Annotated in this window: 20 protein-coding genes and 1 tRNA gene; 14 read left to right on the top strand and 7 right to left on the bottom strand. The window is 46.3% G+C overall.

What is annotated here, in order from left to right:
* Nucleotides 1–3 precede the first annotated feature (3 nt).
* On the bottom strand, nt 4–789 hold the full coding sequence (locus B0H50_RS06675) for a DUF2334 domain-containing protein (protein ID WP_109587457.1): 786 nt from the start codon (nt 787–789) through the stop codon (nt 4–6).
* Here B0H50_RS06675 and B0H50_RS06670 point away from each other — a divergent pair.
* The 14 genes from B0H50_RS06670 to B0H50_RS06605 all read left to right on the top strand — a co-directional run bounded on the left by B0H50_RS06670 (nt 770) and on the right by B0H50_RS06605 (nt 13,627).
* The gene (locus tag B0H50_RS06670) at nt 770–1,405 is read left to right on the top strand and encodes an HAD family hydrolase (RefSeq protein ID WP_158256471.1); all 636 of its coding nucleotides are present in this window, start codon (nt 770–772) and stop codon (nt 1,403–1,405) included. The genes B0H50_RS06675 and B0H50_RS06670 overlap by 20 nt on opposite strands.
* 1 nt (nt 1,406) lies before the next feature.
* Entirely contained in the window at nt 1,407–2,726 is a 1,320-nt protein-coding gene (gene miaB / locus B0H50_RS06665; protein ID WP_106198561.1) for a tRNA (N6-isopentenyl adenosine(37)-C2)-methylthiotransferase MiaB, read from the top strand.
* Nucleotides 2,727–2,738: 12 nt separating this feature from the next.
* A complete protein-coding gene (locus B0H50_RS06660) occupies nt 2,739–3,674 on the top strand; it encodes an SPOR domain-containing protein (RefSeq protein ID WP_106198560.1) in 936 nt (311 codons plus the stop codon).
* Nucleotides 3,675–3,732: 58 nt separating this feature from the next.
* A tRNA-Leu gene (locus B0H50_RS06655) sits at nt 3,733–3,816 on the top strand.
* 24 nt (nt 3,817–3,840) lie between these two features.
* Complete coding sequence (locus tag B0H50_RS06650) at nt 3,841–4,602, top strand: hypothetical protein (RefSeq protein WP_106198559.1); 762 nt, start codon at nt 3,841–3,843, stop codon at nt 4,600–4,602.
* Nucleotides 4,603–4,608: 6 nt separating this feature from the next.
* Nucleotides 4,609–4,956 carry an aspartate 1-decarboxylase gene (panD, locus tag B0H50_RS06645; RefSeq protein ID WP_106198558.1) on the top strand — a complete coding sequence of 116 codons (348 nt, stop codon included), beginning with the start codon at nt 4,609–4,611 and terminating at the stop codon, nt 4,954–4,956.
* A 17-nt stretch (nt 4,957–4,973) separates the two neighbouring features.
* Nucleotides 4,974–5,360, top strand: coding sequence for a LytR C-terminal domain-containing protein (locus tag B0H50_RS06640; RefSeq protein WP_233244576.1), 387 nt, complete (start codon nt 4,974–4,976; stop codon nt 5,358–5,360).
* Nucleotides 5,357–5,974: a ribosome silencing factor gene (gene rsfS / locus B0H50_RS06635; RefSeq protein ID WP_106198556.1), complete on the top strand. Its 618-nt coding sequence runs from the start codon at nt 5,357–5,359 to the stop codon at nt 5,972–5,974. The genes B0H50_RS06640 and rsfS overlap by 4 nt, the downstream gene beginning before the upstream one ends.
* Nucleotides 5,961–7,673 carry an arginine--tRNA ligase gene (argS, locus tag B0H50_RS06630; protein WP_106198555.1) on the top strand — a complete coding sequence of 571 codons (1,713 nt, stop codon included), beginning with the start codon at nt 5,961–5,963 and terminating at the stop codon, nt 7,671–7,673. Before rsfS ends, argS begins: the two co-directional genes overlap by 14 nt.
* A 50-nt stretch (nt 7,674–7,723) precedes the next feature.
* Nucleotides 7,724–8,785 (top strand): radical SAM protein, encoded by a 1,062-nt coding sequence (locus B0H50_RS06625; protein ID WP_233244573.1) that lies wholly within the window; start codon nt 7,724–7,726, stop codon nt 8,783–8,785.
* Nucleotides 8,786–9,712 carry a rhomboid family intramembrane serine protease gene (locus tag B0H50_RS06620; protein ID WP_106198554.1) on the top strand — a complete coding sequence of 309 codons (927 nt, stop codon included), beginning with the start codon at nt 8,786–8,788 and terminating at the stop codon, nt 9,710–9,712. It begins immediately after the preceding gene.
* Nucleotides 9,713–9,717: 5 nt separating this feature from the next.
* A complete protein-coding gene (locus B0H50_RS06615) occupies nt 9,718–10,197 on the top strand; it encodes a hypothetical protein (RefSeq protein ID WP_109587456.1) in 480 nt (159 codons plus the stop codon).
* Nucleotides 10,198–10,205: 8 nt separating this feature from the next.
* The gene (locus tag B0H50_RS06610; protein ID WP_106198552.1) at nt 10,206–12,020 is read left to right on the top strand and encodes a UbiD family decarboxylase; all 1,815 of its coding nucleotides are present in this window, start codon (nt 10,206–10,208) and stop codon (nt 12,018–12,020) included.
* Nucleotides 12,017–13,627 carry a hypothetical protein gene (locus B0H50_RS06605; protein WP_109587455.1) on the top strand — a complete coding sequence of 537 codons (1,611 nt, stop codon included), beginning with the start codon at nt 12,017–12,019 and terminating at the stop codon, nt 13,625–13,627. The genes B0H50_RS06610 and B0H50_RS06605 overlap by 4 nt, the downstream gene beginning before the upstream one ends.
* Here B0H50_RS06605 and ribD read toward each other — a convergent pair.
* From ribD to B0H50_RS06575, 6 genes are read right to left on the bottom strand one after another with little or no spacing between them, the layout of a single operon-like run.
* Nucleotides 13,624–14,655 (bottom strand): bifunctional diaminohydroxyphosphoribosylaminopyrimidine deaminase/5-amino-6-(5-phosphoribosylamino)uracil reductase RibD, encoded by a 1,032-nt coding sequence (gene ribD / locus B0H50_RS06600; protein ID WP_109587454.1) that lies wholly within the window; start codon nt 14,653–14,655, stop codon nt 13,624–13,626. The genes B0H50_RS06605 and ribD overlap by 4 nt on opposite strands.
* On the bottom strand, nt 14,652–15,518 hold the full coding sequence (locus B0H50_RS06595; RefSeq protein WP_106198549.1) for a PAS domain-containing protein: 867 nt from the start codon (nt 15,516–15,518) through the stop codon (nt 14,652–14,654). The genes ribD and B0H50_RS06595 overlap by 4 nt, the downstream gene beginning before the upstream one ends.
* Before the next feature lie 52 nt (nt 15,519–15,570).
* Nucleotides 15,571–16,305: a hypothetical protein gene (locus B0H50_RS06590; protein WP_109587453.1), complete on the bottom strand. Its 735-nt coding sequence runs from the start codon at nt 16,303–16,305 to the stop codon at nt 15,571–15,573.
* Nucleotides 16,305–17,744, bottom strand: coding sequence for a lamin tail domain-containing protein (locus B0H50_RS06585; RefSeq protein ID WP_109587452.1), 1,440 nt, complete (start codon nt 17,742–17,744; stop codon nt 16,305–16,307). The genes B0H50_RS06590 and B0H50_RS06585 overlap by 1 nt, the downstream gene beginning before the upstream one ends.
* 17 nt (nt 17,745–17,761) lie before the next feature.
* Nucleotides 17,762–18,679 (bottom strand): M23 family metallopeptidase, encoded by a 918-nt coding sequence (locus B0H50_RS06580; RefSeq protein WP_106198546.1) that lies wholly within the window; start codon nt 18,677–18,679, stop codon nt 17,762–17,764.
* 31 nt (nt 18,680–18,710) lie between these two features.
* A complete protein-coding gene (locus tag B0H50_RS06575) occupies nt 18,711–19,094 on the bottom strand; it encodes a hypothetical protein (RefSeq protein WP_146193702.1) in 384 nt (127 codons plus the stop codon).
* Nucleotides 19,095–19,098 lie beyond the last annotated feature (4 nt).

Genomic DNA, 19,098 nt, shown 5'->3' with positions numbered 1-19,098 from the left:
CCGTTATTTTCTCAAATTGTCGTATTGTTTTAATTGACGAATCGCAACCATTTTCCGAATGAGTCCGGCAATTTTTTCTTCACCGAGAATTTGAAAATCAATCGGATGAAAAACCAAACGCGGAATTCCGGGAGAAAATTGAAAAAGAATTTTGGCAAAGAGGCAGAGAAATTTCATACTCCATTTCGGAAGTCCCGCAAAACTTATCGCCGGCGAAAAAATTTTTTTGTCTTTCCAAAAAATCGCGGAACGTCCATCGTAAACCGCACAAGTTTGAAGCACTTGCTGTTTTAAAAACGCATTGCCGTACCATGTCGGCGGAACAAAAACCTGCGGCGAAGATTGCTTTAAATTTTCCCACGTTTGCGTCGCCTGCAAAAATAATTTCTGCGAATCTTCTTTTAATAATCCTGCAAATTCCGCTTCATTTCCCGTCAGCGCACACGCCACTTTCCCGAAAAAATTCCGCAGCAAATTTTGACTTGCCCGATGAAACATTCCGTGCAAAAGCAGTTCATGCCCCGCATTTTTTAACGCATCCAATGCTGCAATAAATTCTTGCACATCCGCTGCCGAAGCTCCTGCTATCGAAGGAATCACCGCCACCGAAATCGGCGCCCCCGCCGCTTCCATCATCCGACAAATTTGCTCTTTCGCCACACGAAAATTTTCTACCGAAAAATCGTGAAAACAAAGAATCGCTTGCTTATTCATAAAGTAAAAGGTAGAAATGATTTCTTCGCTTTCTAATTTTCTAAATTTTTCTGCGATGAAAAAATCGCTGTACATTTTTGATCTCGACGGAACGCTTTTCAATACTCTCGGCGATTTGAGCTTTGCAGTCAATCATGCGCTCGCAGAATTTGGACTCAAAACTCTTTCCACCGAAAAAATTCGAAGCTACATCGGAAACGGTTCTTTAAAACTCATCGAACGTTCACTCGAAGGGGCGAACGCACCCCTTGCCGAAGTGCACAAATGCTATTCGACATTTTATGCGGAGAACTGTTTAAATCGCACAGAACCTTATCCCGGTGTTTTGGAATTTCTCAAAAATTTCCCGGCAAAAAAAGCGCTTGTGACCAATAAACCGCACACGCCCGGACTGAAATTGTTAAAGCATTTCGGAGTCGATTCTTGTTTCGAAGCGTTCGCCTTCGGCGACGAAGAAACCGCCCGCAAACCGTCGGCAGAACCGTTTGAAAAAATTTTACGGCTCACGAAAACGGCGAAAGAAAATGCGGTAATGGTCGGCGATGATGCGCCCGATATTCTCGGCGCAAGAAATGCGGGAATCGATAGCGTTTTCATCGAGAACGGATTTGGAAGACGCGAAAGTTTTGCGCCATTCCGCCCGGATTATTCTATTCCTTGTTTTGCTGAACTTCAAAATTTAATGTTCTAATATGCCCACTCATTACTTGATTGATACTTACGGCTGTCAGATGAACGAGTACGATTCGGCGTTAATCGCTTCGATGCTCGAGAAGAACGGCTGCGTTCCAACCGAAGACCCCGAAGTCGCAGACCTTTTCTTCTTCAATACATGCTCGGTCCGCGAGAAAGCCGAAGAAAGTGCAAAGGCGAGAATTTCCAAAATGAAATTCTACAAGAAGCATCGCCCGTGGATTAAATTCATCGTGACCGGTTGCATGGCAGAACATTTGGGAACGCGTCTCATCGAACAAGTCGATTGTATCGATTACGTTTTTGGCCCCGATCAATACAACAAAATTCCGAATTTACTTTTTCCGCATCCGCTCGCCGTTAATAAAAGAACTCTTCCAAAACGCGTCGTCACCGGATTTGAATATTCCGAAAATTATCTCGGCGAATATGCGAAGCTTTCGCATCCTTTTTCATCTTATGTGACAATTCAACGCGGCTGCAATTTTCGCTGCAGTTATTGCATTGTGCCTTACGTCCGTGGGCGTGAAAAATACCGCGCCTCTGCCGATGTTCTCCGCGAAGTCGAAGAAGCAGCCGACCGCGGCGTTTCCGAAATTTGCTTGCTCGGTCAAACGGTAAACGCTTACCGCGAAAGTGGAATGGACTTCGCCGATTTACTTGTGAAAATCGCAGACGTTCACGGCATTCACCGCATCCGATTTATGAGTCCGCATCCGCGTTTTTACACCGAGAAACTCATCGACGTTTTGCAAAATGTGCCCGAAGTTTGTCCGCACGCCCACATTCCAATTCAAAGCGGAAGCGATGCGATGCTCAAAAAAATGCTCCGCCGTTATACCGTAGATGAATTTATGCGTATTCTTGAAAAACTCCGCGGAAAAAATCCGCTTTACGGACTCACGACCGATGTCATCGCAGGCTTTGTCGGCGAAAGCGATGAAGATTTTGAAATGACGATGTCCGCTTTCCGCGAAGCGCAATTTGACGCAGCTTTTATGTTTATTTACAGTCCGCGCGAAGGCACCGAAAGCGCAAAAGAAATCGAAACTCTCAGCGAATCGCAAAAGCAAGAACGCCTCGCCCGATTAGTCGAACTCCAAAATGCGATTACTCTCGAACGCAATAAATTGATGATCGGTCGCACCGAAGAAATTTTAGTCGAAGGCCCTTCTTCTCGCGACGCAAACGAATGGGTCGGAAAAACCGGCAGCTTCAAAAAAGTCATCTTCTCTTCGGACTCAGCAAAGCCCGGCGATTATGTCAACTGCCGCATTGATGAAATTCGCGGATGGACTCTCCGCGGAACCGTTGTGTAAAAGGAAATTTTTATGAAAAATTTTTCCAAAATTCTTTCTTCTCTTTTGATTTTTTCTGCTGCAACTTTTGCTGCAACTCTTGAAGATGCGCAAAAGGCATATGTCTCGGGCAATTGGAAAACCGCTGCGGAATCCTTTGAAGCGGTCTGCCCTACATTAGACATTTCCAAGCGTTCCGAATGCGCGCTGTGGGGAGTACTGTCCCGTTCGCAAATCGGAAATTCCAAAGATTTTTCCATTGCGAAGAAACGCCTCGACAGTTTAATTATCGCAACTCCCGATAGTCTTCCCGTCATCGCAGACTTGTACATGACTCGCGCTCAATTTGAGCTTTATTTAAAACGCGCGGATCTTTCGCAAAAAAGTCTTCGCACCGCAGCCAACAAAGCAAAGCCAAATCAACTCGCCGTCATCCATCAAGTTTGCCAAAGTTTATACAAAGCAAATCCGACAGATTCTGTCCATAGTCTTTGCGCCGAAATTGAACGCAAAAAATCGGGCATCGGAGAAACTGCGCCGACTAGCACTGCGAGTTCGTCCGCCGAAACAACTGTTCTCGCTTCCGATTCCCTGAGCAGTTCAACGGTTACGATTTCCTCTTCATCGATTTCTGCCGTAGCCATTTCTTCGGCAGCGGATTCCGTAAAACCTGCAAATTCTACCGCCACTACAGTTTCAGCTCCCGCGGCAATTCCTGCGCCAACTGCATCGGGCGAAGTTTGGGCACTTCAACTCGGCGCATTTAGCATCCTCGCGAACGCCGAAATGCTCGTGAACTCGCTTAAAGCGAAAAAAATCGATGCGCAAATTATCGAATTCCAAACCGACGAAAAAACTCTCTTCCAAGTGCAAACCGGACGCTTCCCAAGCCGCGATGCCGCCGTCGAATACGGCTCCAAAACGCTTTCGAGCCATAATTTGGAATTTCAACCGGTAAAAAAACAATAATCTTTTCTTTTTTTGACCCAAAAATCAAAAAACTGTTCTATATTTGTGTTGCCCCCTCGCCGGGGTGGTGAAATTGGTAGACGCGCTGGACTCAAAATCCAGTACTCGCAAGAGTGTGAGGGTTCGATTCCCTCCCCCGGCACTATAAAAGAACTGTTGAGGTTCAATGAAAACTGCATTCAAGACTTTCTGTGCCTGCCTTTTTGCAATATCTGTCTCGTTTGCACAAGACGATTTTGATAACTACAATTCCGAGGGCGAATCTTCCGAATCTGGCGCTGCTTATTATAGCGCAGACGATCCCAATGCTCCTGCAGAAACTGTTGATAATGATTATCAAGCAGGCTCTGCAAATTCTTCAAACGATGAATGGGCTGGCTTTGATTATGAAGCCGCAGGATTAACTCAATGGGAATTTCAGCACGCTAAAGAAAACGGCATCAGCCGCGATAAATTAACGCAATTAACGGAACTCGGTGTACGTCCTTCGGAATATACTCAAGAACCGTGGAAGCGTCTCGGCGTTTCGGAAAGTGATTGGCTCGCGTCCCGCGCTCGCGGATTAGAAGATTCCGATATCGATCGCACTTACCGCAATCATTCGGGCGAACAAGGAACCGCTTATCTTTCTGCTTTAATTCCTTCTCTTTATCAATGGAAGCACGAAGAAACCATCAAAGCAATTTGGATGGACGCACTTTGGGTTGTCGGCGTTGGCGGTCTTACTTATTTCGCTCTCAACAAAGACGAGTACGATAACACTTGGATTTATTGGTTAATTCCTATTCTCGGTGCTCATGTTTGGTCCTTTGCCGATGCATTCTTTGACACGCAATGGGCAAACAACCCCGATGCAGACCGTTTCAGTATGGGCATCGGTCCGAGCTTAAACCGCGGCGTTGCTGGAATGCTGCAGGTTCGCTTCTAAGCTAAAATGCAAATCGAACTTCTTAAATGCAAAATTCATCGCGCCTCCGTTACAGACGCGAATTTGAATTACGAAGGTTCCATCACTTTGGACAAAGCATTGATGGACGCTGCAGGCATTCTTCCCTTTGAAAAAGTCGGCATTCTCGATATCAATAACGGTGCCCGCTTTGATACTTACGTCATCGAAGGCGAACGCAATTCGGGAACGATTTGCTTGAACGGAGCCGCAGCACGGATGGTGCAAAAAGGCGATCTCGTCATCATCGTTTCGTATATTTCCATGACTCCAGAAGAAGCCAAGACGTGGAAACCGGTCGTCGTCAAAGTGGACTCTCAAAATAGACCGCGCTAAATCGCTATATTTACAGCGTGCCCGTTTTTAAAATCGTCATTTTCGCATTAGTTCTTTTTCTTTGCGCTTGCGAAGAAGAAGTTTCTGTGCAACGCGAAATCCGCGAAACTCCTGGGGATATTCAGGTGTTAAATTCGAGCGGAATTCCTGGAGCCGCTTCTAAAATGCGAGATTATCTGCGTTCGCAGGGATTTGACGTCGTAGAAATGAGCAACGATAACCTTTGGAATTACGAAGAAACCATTATTGCATTACGCAATCCGCATTGGGCTGGCGCCGAAGCTCTCGCACAAGCGCTTAAAACAACAAACGTAATCCCTTTGGAAAATAAACAAAAACTCGTCGATGCCACCGTTTACGTCGGCAAAGATTTTGAAAAAATTACACAGACAGGAACACCATGACAACAGCCAAAAAGACTCCCGCCAAAAAAGAAACCGTCAAAAAGACTGCGGTCAAAGCTGCCGCAAAAACGGTAAAAGCCGCTAAACCTGCCGCCAAAAAAGCAGCAGTCAAAGCGCCCAAAACGACAGCAAAAGTCGCCGTAAAAAAAGCTGCGGACAAAAAAAGTACCGAGAAAAAGCCCGCCGTGAAAAAGGCTGCTGTGAAAAAAGTTGCTTACACCGAATCGGTAAGCAATGCTGCGAAAATTCTTTTCGAATTGCGCGCTCAAAAATTGCAGTTGATCGATCTCCGCGGAATTTCGGAAACCGCTGACTTTATGATTATCGCAACTTGCGAAAGCGAAGCGCAAATGCAAGCCATTCTCACCGAACTCAGCAAAACCTTTAAGCACCAAGGTTTGCCACACCGCACCGAATACAAGCCGGGCATCAATATGCGTTGGGCAGTTTTTGACGCGGGCTTTGATTTGATGGTTCAACTTTTCGAAGAAAGCAAACGCAAAGAACTCGCCTTCGACAAACTTTACAGCGACGCAAAAGTCACGGACTTGGACGAAAAGAATTTTGTGAAGAAAGCGACCAAGAAAGCAAAGGCAGACGATGAACTCATTTAACGAAGAAATCGCAAAAGCGGTAGCCGAAACCGGCGCCTTCGAAAAAGAACAAGCGCAAAAACTCATCACGGTTCCGCCCGATACGGAACACGGTAATTTTACATTGCCCTGTTTTGTTCTCGCGCGAACTTTGCACAAAGCGCCAAAGCAAATCGCCGAAGAATTGGCGCCCAAAATTGAACTGCCCGCAGGCATTTCAAAAGTCGAAGCCGTTGCCGGTTATTTGAATTTTTTCATTGACCGTAAATTTCTTGCTTCATCCATTCTCGAAAAAATTTCTGCGGATGGTTTGAATTACGGACATGCTGCATCGAACGGAAAAGTCATCTGCATCGATTACAGTTCTCCCAATATCGGAAAGGAACTCGCCTTCCATCATCTGCGTTCCACGATGATTGGAAACAGCCTTGCCCGCATTTATAAAGCGAGCGGTTATAAGGTGGAACGTATCAATCACTTGGGCGACTGGGGAACCGCTTTCGGGAAACTCATCGTCATGTATTTGCGCGAAAATCTCCCGACGGATCAAGAAACTTTAGACGCTCTCACCGTCAAAGAATTAAACGTTCTCTATGCGAGTTTTTCGAAAGCCGCAAAAGAAGAACCCTCTCTCGAAGACGAAGCCCGCAGCGCATTTTCGAAACTTGAAAAAGGCGATGCATTCTATCACAAATTGTGGCTCGCATTCCGTGCGGCAACTCTCAAAGAACTCATGCGCATTTACAAAATGATGGGCGTGGACTTTGATTATTACACCGGCGAATCTTTCTACGAAGATAAAATGCCCGCAGTCATCGATCAGCTCCGCCAAATGAATTTGCTCGAACGCAGCGAAGAGCGCGATGTGGTAAAGCTCGATGAATACAAATTGAATCCTTGCCTTATCCGCAAAAGCGATGGCAGTACTTTGTATGCGACGCGTGACTTGGCCGCAGCCATTTACCGCAAAAAAGAATACAACTTCGACAAATGTCTTTATGTCGTCGATTTGGGACAAGCGCTGCACTTTAAACAGGTGAAACTCGTCCTCAAAAAGATGGGCTTTGACTGGTACGATTCTCTTGTGCACATTCCGTTCGGCGTCATCTTAAATTTGATTGACGGAAAATGGGAAAAAGGAAAAACCCGCACCGGAACAGCAAGCCTTCTCCGCGATGTGATCGAAGCGGCTCAAAAGAAAATTTTGGAATTCATCGATCAGAAAAATCCGGAGCTCGAAAATAAAGAACTCATCGCGCGTCAAATCGGCATCAGTGCGTTAACCTTTAACGATTTGAAGAATCACCGTTTAATGGATGTAAAATTCGACTGGGATTCTGCGTTGAGTTTTGAAGGCGCAACTGGTCCGTATGTGCAAAACGCTCACGTTCGTCTTTGCAGCATTATGCGCAAAGCGGGCTACGACGTCGCCTTGCAAGATGTTCAATTTGAACAGTTGACCGACGATCACGCTTACGAGCTAATCAAATTCCTAGCGCAAAAATCGGATCGCATTCGCAAAGCTTGCGAAACCGATGAACCTTGCGAACTTGCGCAATATGCGCTCGACATCGCAGGAGCTGCGCACAAATTCATCCACGAAGATCGCGTTCTCGGCAGCGCCGAAGAAAAGTCTCGCCTTTTCCTCGTCAAATGCACGCAAATCGTTCTCGAAGATGTGTTGAATTTGCTCGGACTTTTCCCCGTTCGCAATATGTAATTTTTGAGGAGGCGCAAGCCTCCTTTTTCAATTTTTCTTTTTGGATAATCATGAATTTTTCGGAACAGATTCAAACAATTTTAAATAAAGCGCAATCCTTGAAACGCATTTCGTCCGAGGAAGCGCTTTTCCTTTTGAAAGAAGCTGACTGGACAGATATTGTCCGCATCGCCGATCAGGTGCGCCACGCAAAACTTCCCGGGAATCGCGTCGGTTATACCGTTTACCGCATTATCAATTACACCAATATCTGTTCCATTCTTTGTGACTTTTGTTCGTTCTCGCGCAAAGCCGACGCCGCAGGTGCTTACACTCTTTCCTTAGAAAAAATTCGCGAAAAAGCGTTGGAAGCAAAACGTCTCGGAGCCGATCAAATTTTTTTGCAAGGCGGCGTCAACGAAGATTTACCGATTGAATATTATACGGAAATTCTCACGATGCTTTCTCAAAATTTGGGAATGAGCGTCCGCGGATTTTCGCCCGTTGAACTCGTTCACATTGCAAACGCGCACAAATTAACTTTAGAAGAATTGCTGAAAATTTTCCGCGAAGCTGGACTTTCATCGGTTCCTGGCGCCGGCGCCGAAATTCTCTCGGACCCAATTCGAAAAAAATTAAGCCCGAAAAAACTTTCGGCAAAAGAATGGCGCGATGCCCTCGCCGTCTGTCAAAAGAACGGTCTTCCCGGCAGCGCAAACATTGTCATCGGCAGTTGTGAATTGCCCGAAGATATCATTGCGCATTTGGATTTAGTCCGCGGACTCCAAGACGAAACCGGCGGGCTCAAAAGTTTTGTCACTTGGACATTTCAACCGCAGACAGATCTCTTCCCGATTCGCCACGTAACGCCGATGGAATATTTAAAAGTTCTCGGACTTTGTCGCTTATACTTAGACAATATTCGTCATCTCGAAGTTTCTGTCTTAGGCATGGGAAAAGCGGTCGGCGAACTCGGATTGCATTCGGGCGCCGATGACATCAACAGCATCGTCCTCGAAGAAAATGTGCTCACTTCGCACGGGCTCACTTCTATTCCCGAAGCCGAAAAATTCATTCGCGAAGCGGGCTTTACGCCTTACCGCCGCGATTTGAATTTCACTTGCGATAATTAAATGCGCACGCATTCTAGCTTTAAACGTATTCGCCTTTCGGAAATTCTTCACCCCGAAACCGCGGAACGTTTTGCAGCGATCGGCGATTACGCACAAATTCATCTCTACAGTCTTGTTCTCGCAAGCCAAAATATTCCGCACAAAATTCAGCGCGATAAGCGCGGACCCTTTACGCTTTCGGTGCAACAGAAAAATTTGCAAAATGCCTTAGCGCAAATCGTTCTTTACGATCAAGAAAATCCACCGTCCAAAGAAAATCCGCCGCTTGCCTTTCGCCTTTCGCTTTCGCCCTTAATCGTTTTAATCGTTCCCATTATTTTTACGCTGTTCCAATTTTCGTCGCGAGGCAGCCGATTTTATCATACGGGAATTTCCGATGCCGAAAAAATTCTCGCGGGCGATTGGTGGCGTCCGATTACAGCGCTCACTCTCCACGGCGATGCGCATCATTTAGTTTCCAATTTAATTTCGGGCTATGTCGTTCTCAATTTACTCGCTTTTCGATTGCCGCTTTCCCGCATCGCGTTTCCGCTCGTCGTCGCATCGGCCATTGCCAATTTTTTCGTTGCACTTTCTCTGCAACAAAATTTCCGTGCTCTCGGATTTTCCACTTTTGTTTTTTGCGCACTCGGCGCTCTCGGTGCAATTGAATTTCGCTTAATGCCACGGACATTCCACGGTCTTCTGCGACGCTTCGCGCCTCTATTTTCGACTCTGCTTCTCGCCGTCTTTTTGGGCATCGGAGAAAAGTCCGATATTCTCGGCCATTTTTACGGTTTCGCTCTCGGCATTTTCGTCGGCTTTTTACCGCGAAAAAAATTTCTGTTATGGGGACGAAAGCCTACGCCCGCTGATTTTTTCCTCTGGATTCTTTACTTTGCAATTTTCCTCATCGCTTGGTTCCGCGCAATTTTATTATCTTTATAAGTACGATGGGAAACATCTTTCAGACATCCGGTTTTCAAATTGACGCAAGCGAAGCTTCGAAACTTCTCCACGTCTTTCCGCTGATTCTTTACGTGGGCGAAAAGCCTGCGCTCTTATTCCGCTTAGACGAAGATTTAAAAGTCGGCGCGCTCGTTTCATTCCGCCTTGTCGCAGGTTTCCGCATTCTCAACTGGAAAGGTTACGTGACTTCGGTTCAAGGAAATTCGTGGACCGCAGAACAAAAGCAAGGACCTTTTTTACAATTCCGCGTAGAACATTCCGAGCAAAATGAAAATTCGCTTTGGGAAGCTTCTGACGAATTGTCTTTTAGCGGCGAAGCGGAACTTGTCGCAGCTCTCGAAAAAGCCCGCATTATTTACGCTTTCCAAGAACGCGCTGCACTTCTTCGTGCAAAAGATTCTTATGAATCGCGCCATGCGACAGAAAGTTTCCGCGCATTCCAATCGGGATTTTCTGCGGGCTAGGAGCCCCCATGCCTTACAAATCGTTAGAAAGTGCGCTTTTGGATTTAGAAAAGCACGGGATGCTTTTGCGCATTTCCGAAGAAGTTTCGCCCGATTTGCTTATGCCCAAAATTGCAGAAATCGCTACCCGCGAAGCACTTCCTGCATTGCTTTTTGAGCACGTTCAAAATTCCCCATTTCGCGCAGCCGCAAATATTTTTGGCACTTTAGAGCGCACCCATTTTCTGTTTCGAAAAACATTGTGCGCAGCCAAAGCTGCAATTGACTTTCACGCAAATCCCGCAGAAATTTTCCGCCGTCCGCGAAATTTATTTTCTTTACCGCAAGCAGGAATTTCTGCGCTTCCGAAAAAAACTTTCAAAGCGCCCGTTCTCGAACAAGAAACGCAACTCAGCGAACTTCCGCAAATCCGTTTGCACCAAGATGACGGCGGCACATTTCTCACCTTGCCACAAGTCTTTTCGCAAATGCCCGGCGAACGCAACATGCTCAAATCCAATCTCGGCATGTATCGCATTCAAACTTCCGGAAACGATTACGTGCAAAATGCCGAATGCGGTTTGCATTATCAAATTGAACGCGACATCGCGCGTCATCACGAAGCGGCCATCGCTCAAGGGAAACCGCTTTCCGTTAGCATTTGGCTCGGCGGACCTCCGGCGCACACTCTTGCAGCGATTATGCCGATGCCTGCAAATCTTTCGGAGCTCATCTTTGCCGGTCTTCTCGGCGGACGCGGATTCCGTTACACAACATGGAACGGCTACCGCATTTCTGCCGATGCGGACTTTTGCATTTTAGGTGAAATCGCGAAAACGTTAAAACCCGAAGGACCTTTCGGCGATCACATCGGATATTATTCTGCGAAACACGATTTTCCTTATTTAAAAGTGAAAAAAGTTTTCTGCAAAAAAAATGCGATTTATCCGTTTACAACTGTCGGCAGGCCGCCGCAAGAAGATTCTGTTTTCGGAGAATTTATCGCAGAACTCGTGAAGCCGATGGTTCCCGCATCCGTTCCCGGCATCGAAGAAATGAACGCCGTCGATGCTGCGGGCGTGCATCCACTTTTGCTCGCCATCGGACGTGAACGTTATCAGCCATACATCCAAAATCGCGAGCCGATGGAACTTTTAAAAGAAGCCAATGCGCTTCTCGGATTTAATCAAGTTTCTCTTTCAAAATATCTGTTCATCGCTGCCCGCGAAGATGCGCCAAATTTACACACAAAAGAAGTCGTTAGTTACTTTATACACATTCTAGAACGCATTCAATTTCATCGCGATGTTCATTTTCAAACCGAAACAACCATTGACACTCTCGATTATTCGGGGCGTTCATTAAATCACGGTTCCAAAGTTATCTTCGCTGCCGCCGGTGAAAAAATTCGCACTCTCGGAAATTCAGAAGAAGAATTTTCTTCGCTGCATTTGCCCGAAGGATTTTCCAATCCGAAAATGGCGTTTCCCGGTGCACTCGTGATTCAAGCGAAACCGTCTGCAGACATGCACGCTCTGACCCGCGCCATTTCTTCTTTTTCATGTCGCGAAAAATTTCCGCTGATTACCATCGCCGACGATTCTCACTTTGCTGCAAAAAATATCGACAACTGGCTTTGGGTAACATTTACCCGCAGCGATCCCGCCGCAGACATTTACGGCGCTAACGAAAATATTCAGCAAAAACATTGGCAATGCGACGCGCCGCTTCTCATCGATGCTCGCATGAAATCGCAAATGCAAAAGCCCGTCGAAGAAGATGCAAAAATTGAGAGTCTCGCCCGCGATATTCTTTTCCGCGCACAAAAAAAGGCTTCGCGATGAAAGCCTTCATTTGCCTTCTCCTCGGAATTTTCGTCGGGGCAATTTTTGCCGATCCGATCTGCGGAAGAGCGCAAATTTTAGAAAATCGTTATGTGAAAAATGCAGCCTCTGCCCGCGTCGCTTATCAATCGACGACAAGTTGCGACGCTGAATTTTATTACGATTCGTCGGCTGTAAAAACTCGCGACACCGAACATTTTCGCATTTTCTATGTTCTCGAAGGCATTCACGCGACTACCGAAATTTTCGTCGATTCTCTCGCAAATTCCCTCGAAAAAGCGTGGACTTATTACATCCAAAAAATCGGCTATCGAGCGCCCCAAGGAAAAAAGAAAACTTATCACTTTCAAAAAGAAAATAACTCTCTTTTATATCCTGTTGAAGTCGTCGATATTACTTCGATGCGCAGCAATCAATTTCTCTTCGGCGGATTTATCGAATGTTATGCGCTGACTTATTCTTTTGAAGAAAATCTCGATGAAACAGAAATCGTCTTTGAAAACGATTTTATTTTTGCATCCGCACAAAGTCCGCATTTAATGGATACCGATTCGCATTGCACATTTTATTTGGCGAATCAACCGATGATCAATTCGGTAACACAAAAAAATTACGCCGAAGAATTCGGTCCGATATTACGCGCAACTGCATTTCACGAATTTTATCATGCGATTCAAACCGCATATATTGCCGAAGAATATCAAACTTCTTATTGGATTGAAGCGTCCGCGACTGCGCAAGAAGAAATCGGCGCGCCCGATGTCAATGATTATTGGGCTTATTTGCCTTCCTTCTTTTCTTCGATGCAGAAAAGTTTTAATCAAAATCAATTTCCTTACGGCATCGCCGTTTGGGAACTTTACAACGAAAATTTTTACGGGAATCGAATCGGGAAAAATTTTTGGGAACGCTATTCTAAAAATCAAACCGCATTATTCGAAGATATTTTTGCTGCCGAATTGCAATCAAAAAAAATTGACCCCGACTCTGCCTTTGATGATTTTGCGAAACGCCTTTTCTTCTCGGGCTCGCGCGCTGTTTACGATTCGAGTTTGCGTTTTACCGAAGATGCGCCTCGCTGGAAATCGACACCGAAAATTCTTCCGACAAAAATTGACACAGTTTCATTAACTCCGCCCGCAATCGCTTATTATCGCATCACTTCGGATTCTTTTCCGGATTTAGAAAATTTCCGCGGTCGCGCAAGCGTCGCCCTTTACGGCGAATCGAAGCCCGTTCAATTTTATTCTCTCGATACAATTACCGCTATTCAACTTGCGACGAAAATTGACAACTCCGAAAATGCAGTTTTAATTCTCTCGCGTCTTCACGAAGAATCGCAAACGCCAATCGTCCACGATTCTCTGCCGATGCGCAGTTATCCAAGCCCGTGGCGCGGCGATACACCGCTTTGTTTTGCGAAACTTCCCGAGAATAAACATTTCATCGAAATCCGCACACGCACAGGAAAGCTTGCGAAAAAGCAAGAATACACCGGCACGCATTTCTGCATCGAAGCCGAAGAACTGCGCCATTTTGCGCCCGGACTTTATTATTTCCGCGCGGGTAATCACGGCAAATTGAAGCCGATGATTTTCAATTTTTAATGCAATTCTTGAATCGCTGAAAAAATTTCGTCGTCTTGAAATTTTTCAATGCACTGCATCGCGGGCTCATTTCCTGAGCGCCACGCGAGTCCATTTCCCAATTTCTTTTGCGAACGAATGACGTATATTCGATTCCACAAACCGCTTTTTAAAATCTTTTGCATTAACGTTGCGCCCGTTTCTACCGCTAAACGGTGAATGCCTTTTTCTTGCAAATCGCGGAGAATGCATTTCCAATTTTCGGTAAAATCATTGCTCGGTAAAATTTTCAGTTCGGCGATTTCTTTTAAATCGGGCTGCGGAATGCGGCTATAAACAATTGTCTTCGGTGAAGTCATTTCAAAAAGATGAAGAGTCCGCGGAAGAAGGCGTGCGCCCGCTAAAACGATTCGCTGCGGAGAATTGCCGCAAACACCGCGGACAGTTAAACGCGGATTATCCGCGAGTGCAGTTCCTCCGCCGATTAAAATACATTCCGCAGTGCGCCGCCATTTCGCGGTCCAAATCGAAGCCTCGTTGCCCGAAATTTGTACCGGCGCACGGTCTGCGTTTGCGATGAAACCGTCTGCGGATTCTGCAATTTTCAATTCGATAAACGGACGCTGATACTTCACAAAGTAATCGTAAGCTTCGTAGTAGCGCAAAAATTCTTGCGGCGGTTCAACATATTCCGAAACGATTCCGGCGTCCGCTAAAATGCGTTCGCTTTTCCCTAAAACAAGCGGATTCGGATCGCGATGCGCAAAAAAGACCCGCTGAATTTTCGCTTGGATAATCGCATTCGTGCACGGCGGAGTTCGCCCGTAATGACAGCACGGTTCTAGAGTCACAAATAAAGTCGCCCCATTCGCGAGTTCGCCCGCATCGCGCAACGCCATCACTTCGGCGTGCGGCCCATGCACCACTTGCGTATGCCCGCGCCCGACAATTTTTCCCTCTTTTACAACGACGGCACCGACAGCGGGATTCGGAAACGAAACTCCCACCGCCTTTAAAGCTTCTTCAAAAGCTTCTTGCAAAAAAATCATTTTTTCGGAACCACTAGGCTAATGCCGTATAAAATATATTTGCCCAAATCATTTTTTTCGAGAGTGCTGCGCGTAATCATATTCACCGTAGAGCCGTCTCGATTTTGCACGGTAATTTCTAAATCTTGTGGCAAATCGCGTTCTTCGCCGTTGCTCGCCAAAAGTTCAATGCGCTGATTTATCATCGCCCGAAATCTCTGCAAGGTGTCGGCGGTAAAAACTTCTTCGTTCGATGTAATCGCTCCAATCGGATGATCGTCGATGCCAAAACGTTCCCGCGAAATCGGCGTTAAAAGCATCAACTGCCGCGACAAACAATCCATCGTCCAAATAATCCCAAAAGAATTATTCATCAAAACTTTTAGCAAATTTTCTTTTTCAATCAAATCGGCTTTCGTCAAAATCTGTTCGTTTAACGGCATATAAGTGCAGCACAAAATCCGCTTGGAATTATACGTCGTGAAAAATCCAAACAGTTCATACCACTGCCAACCATAACGCACGTCTTTTAAACGAAGCCGCAGATGTTCGATTGTCGTTTCGCCCGCATAACCGGTTTTATCTTTATTCAGCGAAGATTCGAGAGCGGTATTCAACAATTTTTCATCGTCAGGAAAAATAAATTCCCGCATACTGTGCTGTTTCAATTCTTCGGACGAGAAACCAAGCACTTGCCGCAGTGCAGCCGATGCCGAAAGCACATGAAAAGAATCCGCGTCGATAATAGCGAGTAAACTCTTCGTTTTTTTGTCGATTAAATCGATCAAATCCACTTTCCGTTTTAACGGAAGAATTTGAACGAGCAAAATAATCGTCGTAAAAAAGAAGAATATCGCAAAAGCTAAAAAAGCCAAATCCATCATGCCTCAAAATTTACCAAAACTTACGAATTTTTGTTGTTAGGATAATTTAATTTTACTTTTCACGATTCCAAAAAAGTCCCGCCATTTTTGAATTCATATAATCCGCATCGCGGTGAACGCCGAAGCTTGCGCCGATTCCTTCCCAGTTGAACGCTATGCCAACGCCGATTTTCGGTCCCGGAAAGACGACTTCGCCTTGAAATTCGAGCACGCCTAAACGCATTTTTTGCATGAATCCAAACATCCAGCCTTTTGGCTTTCGATAAAGCGAAGCAATTCCGCTGCGAAAATTTGAGCTCGGTTCCCAAAAAATTTCACCGCCGTAAGAATTCTCTTCGAAATCGCTCGGAAAAATTCCCCACGCTCCCACCGAAATGTGCGAAATCAATTCCGCAGAAATTCCGGTGCGCCCGACGAAACGCGCCCACGAAGCTTCGCCGGGAACGATTTGAATTTCCGCAGTTCCGCCCGCGCCGATGGAAAATCGATTCCAATGCAATGCGCCCGAAAGTTCGAAATTTTCGCTGCGGTAAATGGAATCCAAAAAAGCGCTCACAAAAACCGTTTGTAAGCGGTAGCGTTTTCCGCCCCATTCTGCAGCAAAGCCGACGACTTCGTAATCAACATCTTCCATCGGTTCCGTCCACAGAAGTCCCAAGCGAAAGCCTTCCCATTTTTTAGCGGGATTTGCGTCCGTTTCCCAAATGCCCGCTGACCAAGGTAACGGCACACGCACATCGGCGAAGGCACAAATCGCAAACAGTCCAATCCAAATCCAGCGACGCATTACGGCCTCAGCACAACGCCGACGCGCTTTTCATGCGAGCCCGCGGAAAATCGTAAAAAATTAGCGCCCGGAAATCCTTTTTGCAAAAGCGGAATTTCGGTCCACGCATTTCCGCTCGCTTCGGCGGGTAATTCCTTTTTCCAAAGCAAATCTCCCTTTCCCGAAATCAATTCCACGGTCACCGATAATTCCGAACGGATGCGCACCATCAACGGATTCGCAGACTTTTTCCGCGAAAAAACGCGGGCATTCCATTCGACTTGAAACGGTAACGCGGTATCGCGGGCAAGGCTTCCCGGCGTTTGAAATCCCGGACTGTCTTCGCTTCGTCCTGAGGCTACCGCAAATCCCGCGGGGCATTTCGGTTGAATTTGCGTGAGCTTTCCCCAGAAAACCGAATCGACTTTTTCCTTTCCGTAGCAAAGGTAAAGACTATCCGCTGCATTTTTCAAGTAGCCAAAATTCACCGGCAAAATTTTAACTTCGGAATTTCCGACATAAAGACGCATCGCTGCGGTATCTTTGGCGAGGACAATGCTTTCGTGTTTTTGGATGGAAACGGCGCTAGGAAATTGCGTTTTGTCTTTGCACAAACTCATCTGCGCAAGCGAAACTTCTCGTAATGCGGGATTGTAAATTTCAATCCATTCGGGCATGCCTTCTTCGGGACAAGGATGCACTTCGGTAAAGCGCACCGGAAAAGCGCCCGGTTTTGCAAAAAGCGAATCCACAAAATCATTCCCGGGCACATCATCTTCGGGAAGTTTCACCGTCAAATGAAACGCATCCGCCGTGAGATAAGTAAAAAACGGCGAACGCACTCCGCGGAAAAGCGTCCCGCGCCATTCCTTTTCGGCAAATGCTGTAATTCCCGAAAACTTGGCATCAATTTCTGCGGAATCGCAACCGGAAAGAGTCCACTCGCCGCGCCAACCATTTTCTGCATAAATCAACGTGTCGATATTTAAATGACAATCGACGATGCCTTTTTCAAAAATTCCATTCGGAATTCCGGGCGAAGGCTTTTCCCATTCCCATGCATCAAAAGCTTCGCCGCTTCGCACAAAGGATTCCCCCGCTTTGGGAATCGGAAGTTTGGCAGTATCCGCACACGATGGCGACGATAAAGTCCACATCGCTTCACGAGAATTGGGAAGAGCCGTTCCCGTCAAAGGGCGACAGAGCAAACCTTTTAGCAGCGGACACAGACTCGTATCGCGAATCAGCAAAATTCGCTTTACCGTATCGGATACAATTCCGCTCCAAACTTTTTTTTGTTCATTAACCACCGAAAGCGTGCCCCGCCGAAATTTTTCGGGCAAACGAATTTCTGCAAATTCCCCACGCGCATCTTCCACTTCCTGCGGATCGGGAAGAATTTCAGAAAAATAAGGACACGCTTCCCAAGCGGCAAGCGCCGCCAAAAGAAGCAACTTCATGAATGAATTTTACGGGTTTACTGAACCGCGTATTCTCCAGGGAGAATATAACGAAGCGGGTTTTCTGCCTTCGCATTGAACCAGACCTCATAATGCAAATGCGGTCCGGCCGAAAGGCCTGTGTTTCCCATATACCCAACTAATTGATAACGCTTCACAAATTGTCCTTGCTTGACCGAGGACGATTGCATGTGAGCGTATTTGGTGACAAATCCGTTGCCGTGATCGATGGCGACGTAATTGCCAAACGATTCACTGAAACGCGAAATGGTGACGACACCGTCTGCGGTCGCATAAATCGGCGTCCATTTGCTATTCGAAATATCGATGCCATTATGCATTCTGCCGACGCCTGTAATCGGGTGAATGCGGCTGCCAAATGCCGAAGCGTAACGTCCTGTTGTCGGAGAAATCGACGGCACGTGTTTCCAATGGGCGTATTGCTGCCCGACGAATCCCGCCACTTCCGAGAAACTGCGTTCATTTTCAAATGCTTTGGCGCGGAACTGTTCCGTCTTTTCTTTGAGGAGCATCGAATAATCTAAAATCGGATTTGCAGAACGCTTTAAGCGGACATCGGGACTTTCTGGTCCGCCGATTGCCATTTCCCGCGCAGAACGATCCGTCGGATTCAGTCCAAATTTATAATGCAGCAAATCTTCATTTGCAAAGCGCGATTCCATTTGAAGATTCAGCGAATCTAGACGCGCTTGTTCCTTGTTCAATTTTTTAATGAGCGATGTTCGGCTGCCGATTGTCCGATTTTTCAAAAAATCATAAGACGATAAAACGCCGACCTGCAAAACGAGCAGCGCAATTCCCAACACGACCACAACCTTTCCCACCCGAAGAACACGCCCGAAAAATTCGGGGAGACGCACAAAGTGTGTCTTCGACGAACCTTCAACGTGAACGGAAAGTTTGTAAAAATTCATAGTGAGGAATAATTTAATAAAAAATGCGGAATTAAAGCAACAGCCAACCGATGAGGAATCCGATTAAAGCGCCGCCGAGGAATGATCCCGCTGTCCGAGCCATTTCCATCGAACGATCGCGGCCGCCGTTATTCGCATCCATTTGCGCATTCACGACAATTTTTAATGCTTGCTGACAATTCGCATAATTCGCCGAAAGAATGGAATCCGACGGGCAAGTTTCTGCCGGAGCGAGCGAAACCACAGCCGAAGAATCTTTTTCCGATGCGGCTAAGCCCGCAGAAAATGTCTGCGCCGAGTCCGAAAGAGAATTGACTTTTTCCGAAGAATCCGCATTCACGCTTTCTATCGTTTCTGCGGGTTCTGCAAACAAAGCGGCCGCCAAAAATAAAATCGTAAGCGAAAATTTTTTCATGCGA

It is taken from the genome of Hallerella porci (assembly GCF_003148885.1).
Lineage (GTDB): Bacteria > Fibrobacterota > Fibrobacteria > Fibrobacterales > Fibrobacteraceae > Hallerella > Hallerella porci.
The sequence above is the reverse complement of the archived record's forward strand: the minus strand, read 5'-3'. Positions and strand labels throughout refer to the sequence as shown.

Excerpts from the sequence above, each read along its gene's own strand:
- B0H50_RS06675 (WP_109587457.1), bottom strand. The coding sequence starts at position 789 with ATGTACAGCGATTTTTTCATCGCAGAAAAATTTAGAAAATTAGAAAGC.
- B0H50_RS06580 (WP_106198546.1), bottom strand. The coding sequence starts at position 18,679 with ATGAATTTTTACAAACTTTCCGTTCACGTTGAAGGTTCGTCGAAGACA.
- B0H50_RS06575 (WP_146193702.1), bottom strand. The coding sequence starts at position 19,094 with ATGAAAAAATTTTCGCTTACGATTTTATTTTTGGCGGCCGCTTTGTTT.
- B0H50_RS06615 (WP_109587456.1), top strand. The coding sequence starts at position 9,718 with ATGGGAAACATCTTTCAGACATCCGGTTTTCAAATTGACGCAAGCGAA.
- B0H50_RS06660 (WP_106198560.1), top strand. The coding sequence starts at position 2,739 with ATGAAAAATTTTTCCAAAATTCTTTCTTCTCTTTTGATTTTTTCTGCT.
- B0H50_RS06625 (WP_233244573.1), top strand. The coding sequence starts at position 7,724 with ATGAATTTTTCGGAACAGATTCAAACAATTTTAAATAAAGCGCAATCC.
- B0H50_RS06670 (WP_158256471.1), top strand. The coding sequence starts at position 770 with ATGAAAAAATCGCTGTACATTTTTGATCTCGACGGAACGCTTTTCAAT.
- B0H50_RS06650 (WP_106198559.1), top strand. The coding sequence starts at position 3,841 with ATGAAAACTGCATTCAAGACTTTCTGTGCCTGCCTTTTTGCAATATCT.
- rsfS (WP_106198556.1), top strand. The coding sequence starts at position 5,357 with ATGACAACAGCCAAAAAGACTCCCGCCAAAAAAGAAACCGTCAAAAAG.
- B0H50_RS06620 (WP_106198554.1), top strand. The coding sequence starts at position 8,786 with ATGCGCACGCATTCTAGCTTTAAACGTATTCGCCTTTCGGAAATTCTT.
- B0H50_RS06605 (WP_109587455.1), top strand. The coding sequence starts at position 12,017 with ATGAAAGCCTTCATTTGCCTTCTCCTCGGAATTTTCGTCGGGGCAATT.
- miaB (WP_106198561.1), top strand. The coding sequence starts at position 1,407 with ATGCCCACTCATTACTTGATTGATACTTACGGCTGTCAGATGAACGAG.
- argS (WP_106198555.1), top strand. The coding sequence starts at position 5,961 with ATGAACTCATTTAACGAAGAAATCGCAAAAGCGGTAGCCGAAACCGGC.
- B0H50_RS06595 (WP_106198549.1), bottom strand. The coding sequence starts at position 15,518 with ATGATGGATTTGGCTTTTTTAGCTTTTGCGATATTCTTCTTTTTTACG.
- panD (WP_106198558.1), top strand. The coding sequence starts at position 4,609 with ATGCAAATCGAACTTCTTAAATGCAAAATTCATCGCGCCTCCGTTACA.
- B0H50_RS06610 (WP_106198552.1), top strand. The coding sequence starts at position 10,206 with ATGCCTTACAAATCGTTAGAAAGTGCGCTTTTGGATTTAGAAAAGCAC.
- B0H50_RS06590 (WP_109587453.1), bottom strand. The coding sequence starts at position 16,305 with ATGCGTCGCTGGATTTGGATTGGACTGTTTGCGATTTGTGCCTTCGCC.
- ribD (WP_109587454.1), bottom strand. The coding sequence starts at position 14,655 with ATGATTTTTTTGCAAGAAGCTTTTGAAGAAGCTTTAAAGGCGGTGGGA.
- B0H50_RS06585 (WP_109587452.1), bottom strand. The coding sequence starts at position 17,744 with ATGAAGTTGCTTCTTTTGGCGGCGCTTGCCGCTTGGGAAGCGTGTCCT.